We start from the raw sequence: 6,993 nt of genomic DNA on the forward strand, positions 1-6,993 counted from the left end.
GCCAAGGCCGCTTTTTCAATATCAATTATTCTGAAGGAGGATTATCATCCGCTACTTCATCAATAACCGTATCTACAGTTTCAACGTCTTCAATATCAATCAAGTCACTTTCTGTAACTTCAATCTCTTCTATACGTTGTAAACCAACTACTTGCTCTTCGTCAATAGTTCTGATCAAAATAACACCTTGGGTGTTACGTCCAACCGTAGAAACTTCATTAACGCGAGTACGTACTAAGGTACCACGATTTGAAATAATCATGATTTCGTCGTTATCATCAACTTGTACAGCGCCAACAACAGCACCGTTACGCTCACTCACCTTGATAGATACAACACCCTGTGTTGCACGGCTCTTAGATGGGTAATCTTCAAGTTGTGTACGCTTACCGTAACCATTTTCAGTTACCGTTAAAATAGCACCGTCAGTTTTTGGTACAATTAACGATACTACGCGTTGATCATCGGCCATTTTAATACCACGAACACCTGTAGCAGTACGACCCATTGGGCGAACACCTTTGAAACGAATCTCAGGGTTACCTTCTTCGTCTAATACTGGGTTACCGTTTTCATCAACAACTGTTGTTTCTTCAGCTTCTTTAAAGCGTACAACTTTACCTGCATCAGTGAACAACATAATTTCGTTGCTACCATCGGTAATATCAACCCCAATCAGGCTATCGCCATCATTTAAGTTAACAGCAATAATACCGCTTGCACGTTGACGACTGTAAGCCGTTAATGGTGTTTTCTTAACTGTACCAAACGCTGTTGCCATAAAGATGTATTTATCTTCTGCGTACTCGCGTACTGGCAATATAGCAGTAATACGTTCATCAGCTTCAAGTGGTAGCAAGTTAACAATTGGCTTACCGCGCGCTGCACGACTCGCTAGTGGTAACTGATACACTTTAAGCCAATATAAACGACCGGCCGTAGAGAAACACAATATAGTATCGTGTGTATTTGCAACTAATAGACGTTCGATGAAATCTTCATCTTTCATCTTCGTTGCTGACTTACCTTTACCACCACGACGCTGTGCTTCGTAATCAGACAATGCCTGATACTTCACATAACCTTCGTGAGAAAGCGTTACGACTACGTTTTCTTCAGTAATTAAGTCTTCAAGGCTGATATCGTGAGCAGCGGCATTAATTTCAGTGCGACGCTCATCACCATATTGCTCTTTAATTTCAACTAGCTCGTCACGAATAACTTCCATTAAACGCTCAGGAGTTGCCAAAATATAAAGTAGTTCAGCAATTAGTTCTAATAACGCTTGGTATTCGGTCAAGATTTTTTCGTGTTCAAGGCCTGTTAGCTTATGTAAACGCAAATCAAGAATTGCTTGAGCTTGTTGCTCAGAGATATAATATTGACCATCGCGAATACCAAGTTCGCTTGCTAACCAATCTGGACGAGCAACATTGTCTTCACCTGCTTTTTCAAGCATGCCTTGTACATTACCTAATTCCCACGGACGCGCTGTTAAAGCAATTTTAGCTTCAGCAGGTGTAGGGGATTTACGAATAAGTTCGATAATTGGATCAATGTTCGCAAGCGCAATCGCTAAGCCTTCAAGCGTGTGTGCACGGTCACGGGCTTTACGTAAATCAAATACTGTACGACGAGTTACTACTTCACGACGGTGAATAATAAACTCTTCTAACATTTCTTTTAAATTGAAACATTTAGGTTGGTTATTAATTAGCGCAACCATATTCATACCAAACACAGTTTGTAACTGAGTTTGTGAATACAAGTTGTTTAAAATAACTTCGCCTACGTCACCACGTTTGATTTCAATAACGATACGCATACCGTCTTTATCTGATTCATCACGTAGCGCACTAATACCTTCAATTTTCTTATCTTTAACCAGCTCAGCAATTTTTTCAATTAAACGAGCTTTATTAACTTGATAAGGAATTTCGTGAACGATGATTGTTTCACGGCCTGTTTTTTCATCGGTTTCGATGTCGGCGCGTGCACGCATGTACACTTTACCACGGCCAGTTAAGTAGGCTTGTTCAATACCCTTCTTACCGTTGATAATTGCAGCCGTTGGGAAATCAGGACCAGGAATATAATCCATTAACTCTAAAATAGTTAAATCTGGATTTTGAATAAGTGCCAAACAACCATTTACAACTTCAGTTAAGTTATGTGGTGGTATATTTGTAGCCATACCTACTGCAATACCTGACGAACCATTCACTAATAAATTAGGAACTTTCGTTGGTAAAACATCAGGGATGAACTCAGTGCCATCGTAGTTAGGAACGAAATCAACCGTTTCTTTTTCAAGATCGGCTAATAACTCATGCGACATTTTAGCCATACGTACTTCTGTATAACGCATTGCCGCTGCTGAATCACCATCAACCGAACCGAAGTTACCTTGGCCATCTACTAGCATATAACGCAGTGAGAATGGCTGAGCCATACGAACTATCGTGTCATAAACTGCACTGTCGCCGTGTGGGTGGTATTTACCGATTACGTCACCGACCACACGGGCCGATTTTTTGTAAGGCTTGTTCCAGTCATTACTAAGCTCGTTCATTGCAAACAAAACGCGGCGATGAACAGGTTTTAAGCCGTCACGTACGTCTGGTAATGCACGTCCTACAATTACGCTCATTGCGTAATCTAAGTAGGAGTTTTTTAACTCGTCTTCAATATTGACTGGCAGAATTTCATTGGCGAGATCAGTCATTTGATATCACATTCCTTCAGTATCAGCTCTCAACAACCCGGTATTGGGTATTAAGAGTATTGTTATTATTTCTAACAGCCATGCTATCACAATTAATTTTAATTTACAGGCGCAAAACTTTGCGATTTATCAATTTAGCCCTATATAATGGCCTCAGATTGACGAGGAAGTATTTTATGACCGAACATCAAAATGTAGATCACGCAGAAATAGCAAAATTTGAAGCCATCGCCGAGCGTTGGTGGGACCTAGACGGAGAATTCAAACCTCTTCACGAAATTAACCCGTTACGTTTAGACTTTATAGCAAACAAAACGCAAGGCTTATTCGATAAAGAAACACTCGATGTTGGCTGTGGTGGCGGTATTTTAAGCCAAAGCATGGCGCGCATGGGCGCAAAAGTAACTGGCATCGATATGGGGCAAGAGCCTTTAACTGTTGCTAAGTTGCACAGTTTAGAAACTGGCGTAAATGTAGATTACATAAAAGTGCCAGCAGAAGAGTTTGCTTCGCAACACCCAGAGCGCTTTGATGTAATAACCTGTATGGAAATGCTTGAGCACGTTCCCGACCCAGCATCTATCATTCATGCCGTAGCTGCACTTGCCAAACCAGGCGCAGACGTGTTTTTTTCAACCCTGAACAAAACACCTAAAGCATATTTATACGCTATTGTTGGTGCTGAAAAGCTTTTAAAAATGGTGCCTGAAGGTACACACGACCATAAAAAGTTTATAAAACCTGCACAGCTTATTACATGGGCAGAGCAAGCGGGTTTAAAAGTTCGTGCAAGTACAGGCCTTTCTTATAACCCACTATCAAAGCAATATACGCTCAATAGTGACGTTAGCGTAAATTACATACTGTACTTTGAGAAGTTAGCTTAATGGCTAACTCTCAAGCCCCCCTCCCCCTTATTGAGTACGATGCATTTTTATTTGATTTAGACGGCACTCTACTCGACACCGCTGAAGATTTAGGTGCGGCTTTAAATGCAGTTCTCATTAATAATAAAATAGAGCCTGTTAGTAGTGATGTATACCGTCCTGCGGCATCTAACGGCGCAGGCGCATTATTAGAGGCTGGTTTTAAAGAGTTATGGGACACACAACCTCAAAGCGAGCTTATTAAGCAATTAGTTGACGAATACGCTGCAAACATAGCAAATCACACACATTGCTTCAGCGGTGTTGAATCGTTGCTTATTGCCCTTGATCAGAAAAAGATCAAATGGGGGATCATGACTAACAAACCAGGGTTTTTAACTGATCCTTTAGTGGCAGCAATTCCCGCATTGAAAAATGCTAGTGTAGTAATAAGTGGCGACACCTTAGCTGAAGCTAAGCCATCCCCTTTACCGCTGCTACACTGTGCAAAGCTTATGGGAGTGCAACCAAAACGCTGTTTGTACATTGGTGATGCACAGCGAGACATACAAGCAGGCAAAGCCGCAGGTATGCGCACAGCAACGGCACTTTGGGGTTACATACCAAGTAATGATGAAGCCAACAGCTGGAATGCTGATTTTAACTGGCAAAGCCCAATTGATGGTTTTAACCATATATAGTGCCATGTTAATTAATAAACACTATATATTGTGATTGTGTTAGTTTTTACGCAAAGCTTGCTGATAAAAAAAGCAGTCAAAATTTATTTTTAAAATGCGTAAATTTAGCAGATCATTAGTTGATTTTTGCATATTTCAACTTAAATGATTGTTCGAAGGTGAGTATCTACTAACACAAATACGTTATCCCGAAGTTATCCACAAATAGGGGCAATTATGTCCCTTGCAAAACAACTCAGACCACACTATCTTGTGATCTCTAAATTGAACAACACCAGATATTGTGGCCAAATGTTATTCAATTAAATTCGCAAATATGGCGAAACTTATAATAAATGAGTATATACCTCGCCCCGGCGAGGTATAAAGCATTGGTCAAAATACATAATTCCCAAGGAATACAGGCAAATGAACCAACAGTTATCTGTAAGCAAACGTGACGGGCGTAAAGAGCCTCTTGATCTGGATAAGATCCATCGCGTTATTGAGTGGGCCGCCGAAGGTTTAAACAACGTTTCGGTTTCGCAAGTTGAATTAAAGTCGCACATTCAGTTTTACGACGGTATTCGTACTAAAGACATTCACGAAACCATCATTAAAGCAGCAGCGGATCAGATTTCAAAAGAATCGCCTGATTACCAATACTTAGCTGCACGTTTAGCTGTATTCCATTTACGTAAAAAAGCGTACGGTCAATTTGAGCCACCACGTTTATTTGACCACGTAACAAAAATGGTTGGCGATAAACGCTATGATGCTCATTTACTAGTAGATTACACAGAGCAAGAGTTAGATGAGCTTGATGCATACCTTGATCATTCTCGCGATCTTAACTTTAGCTACGCTGCTGTAAAGCAACTTGAAGGTAAGTACCTCGTTCAAAACCGTGTATCGGGTTAAATATACGAAAGTGCACAGTTTTTATATATTTTAGTTGCGGCAAGCTTATTTTCAGATTACCCACGTGAAACACGTACTGATTACATTAAACGTTTTTACGATGCAGTATCTTTATTTAAAATATCTCTACCAACGCCAATTATGTCGGGTGTACGTACGCCTACTCGCCAGTTTAGCTCGTGTGTATTGATTGAATGTGGCGACAGCCTTGATTCAATCAATGCAACGTCGTCAGCTATTGTTAAATACGTTTCACAACGTGCGGGAATTGGTATTAATGCAGGTCGAATTCGTGCGCTAGGTAGCCATATTCGTAACGGCGAAGCGTACCATACAGGTTGTATTCCTTTTTATAAGCACTTTCAAACAGCTGTTAAAAGTTGTTCGCAAGGTGGTGTACGCGGCGGTGCTGCAACTTTGTTCTACCCGCTTTGGCATCTAGAAGTAGAAAACCTACTTGTACTTAAAAATAACCGTGGTGTAGACGACAACCGCGTTCGTCACCTTGATTACGGCGTACAGTTTAATAAACTAATGTACTCTCGTTTAATTAAAGATGACTACATTACATTATTTAGCCCATCAGATGTGCCTGGCCTTTATGATGCATTTTTTGAAGACCAAGCTGAGTTTGACGCACTTTACGTTAAATACGAACAAGACGAGTCTATTCGTAAAAAACGCATTAAAGCCATTGAGCTTTTCTCTATGTTTGCACAAGAGCGTGCAAGTACTGGTCGTATTTATTTACAAAATGTGGATCACTGTAATACACACAGCCCATTTATTTCTAAAGTTGCGCCAATTCGCCAATCTAACTTATGTTTAGAAATTGCATTGCCAACTAAGCCACTTAATAACGTGAATGACGAAGAAGGCGAAATTGCCCTTTGTACACTTTCTGCGTTTAACCTAGGTGCAATAGAGTCACTTGATGAGCTTGAAGAGCTAGCTGAACTTGCAGTACGCGCACTTGATAACTTACTTGATTTCCAAGACTACCCTGTACCGGCTGCTAAAAATGCAACTATGGGTCGTCGTACACTAGGAATAGGCGTAATTAACTACGCATACTACCTAGCTAAAAACGGTAAGCGTTATTCTGATGGCAGCGCTAATGCATTAACGCATAAAACCTTTGAAGCTATTCAATATTACTTGATGAAAGCATCAAACGAGCTTGCTAAAGAGCGTGGCGCATGTCCTAAGTTTAACGAGACAACGTATTCACAAGGTATTATGCCAACAGATACGTACAAACGTGATTTAGATAAAATTTGTGATGAGCCACTTCATCTTGATTGGGATACACTACGTGCAAGTATTAAAGAGCACGGTATGCGTAACTCAACACTAAGTGCATTAATGCCATCAGAAACATCGTCGCAAATCTCTAACGCAACTAACGGTATTGAGCCACCACGTGGACATATTAGCGTTAAAGCAAGTAAAGACGGTATTTTAAAACAAGTTGTTCCTGAGTATGAGCGTTTAAAAGATCAGTACGAGCTACTATGGGACATTCCATCAAACGATGGTTATTTACAGCTTGTTGGCATAATGCAAAAATTTGTTGACCAAACAATTTCTGCAAATACGAATTATGATCCAAACAAGTTCGAAGGCGGTAAAGTACCTATGCAAGTCTTATTAAAAGACTTACTAAGCGCGTACAAACTAGGTGTTAAAACCTTGTATTACCACAATACTCGCGACGGCGCCTCAGATTCACAAGAAGATGCTCCAGAAGTGGAAGATGACGATTGTGAAGGCGGCGCGTGTAAAATATAACTGCTGATTT

3 protein-coding genes and 1 pseudogene are annotated in these 6,993 nt (G+C 40.5%); 3 read left to right on the forward strand and 1 reads right to left on the reverse strand.

All coding sequences use genetic code 11. The features are described from left to right. Positions 1-25: 25 nt before the first annotated feature. Positions 26-2,725, reverse strand: a complete 2,700-nt coding sequence (gyrA, locus tag H5072_RS08270; protein WP_002961163.1) for a DNA topoisomerase (ATP-hydrolyzing) subunit A — start codon at positions 2,723-2,725, stop codon at positions 26-28. A gap of 176 nt (positions 2,726-2,901) precedes the next feature. Here gyrA and ubiG point away from each other — a divergent pair, with 176 nt between their 5' ends. From ubiG to nrdA, 3 genes and pseudogenes are all read left to right on the forward strand, one after another. After that, positions 2,902-3,612, forward strand: a complete 711-nt coding sequence (ubiG, locus tag H5072_RS08275; RefSeq protein WP_024597262.1) for a bifunctional 2-polyprenyl-6-hydroxyphenol methylase/3-demethylubiquinol 3-O-methyltransferase UbiG — start codon at positions 2,902-2,904, stop codon at positions 3,610-3,612. Further along, positions 3,612-4,292: an HAD family hydrolase gene (locus H5072_RS08280; RefSeq protein ID WP_182693230.1), complete on the forward strand. Its 681-nt coding sequence runs from the start codon at positions 3,612-3,614 to the stop codon at positions 4,290-4,292. Before ubiG ends, H5072_RS08280 begins: the two co-directional genes overlap by 1 nt. A gap of 408 nt (positions 4,293-4,700) precedes the next feature. Beyond that, positions 4,701-6,983 (forward strand): annotated as a pseudogene (gene nrdA, locus H5072_RS08285) (class 1a ribonucleoside-diphosphate reductase subunit alpha). Positions 6,984-6,993 lie beyond the last annotated feature (10 nt).

The organism is Pseudoalteromonas sp. SR45-5 (assembly GCF_014163565.1).
Lineage (GTDB): Bacteria > Pseudomonadota > Gammaproteobacteria > Enterobacterales > Alteromonadaceae > Pseudoalteromonas > Pseudoalteromonas distincta.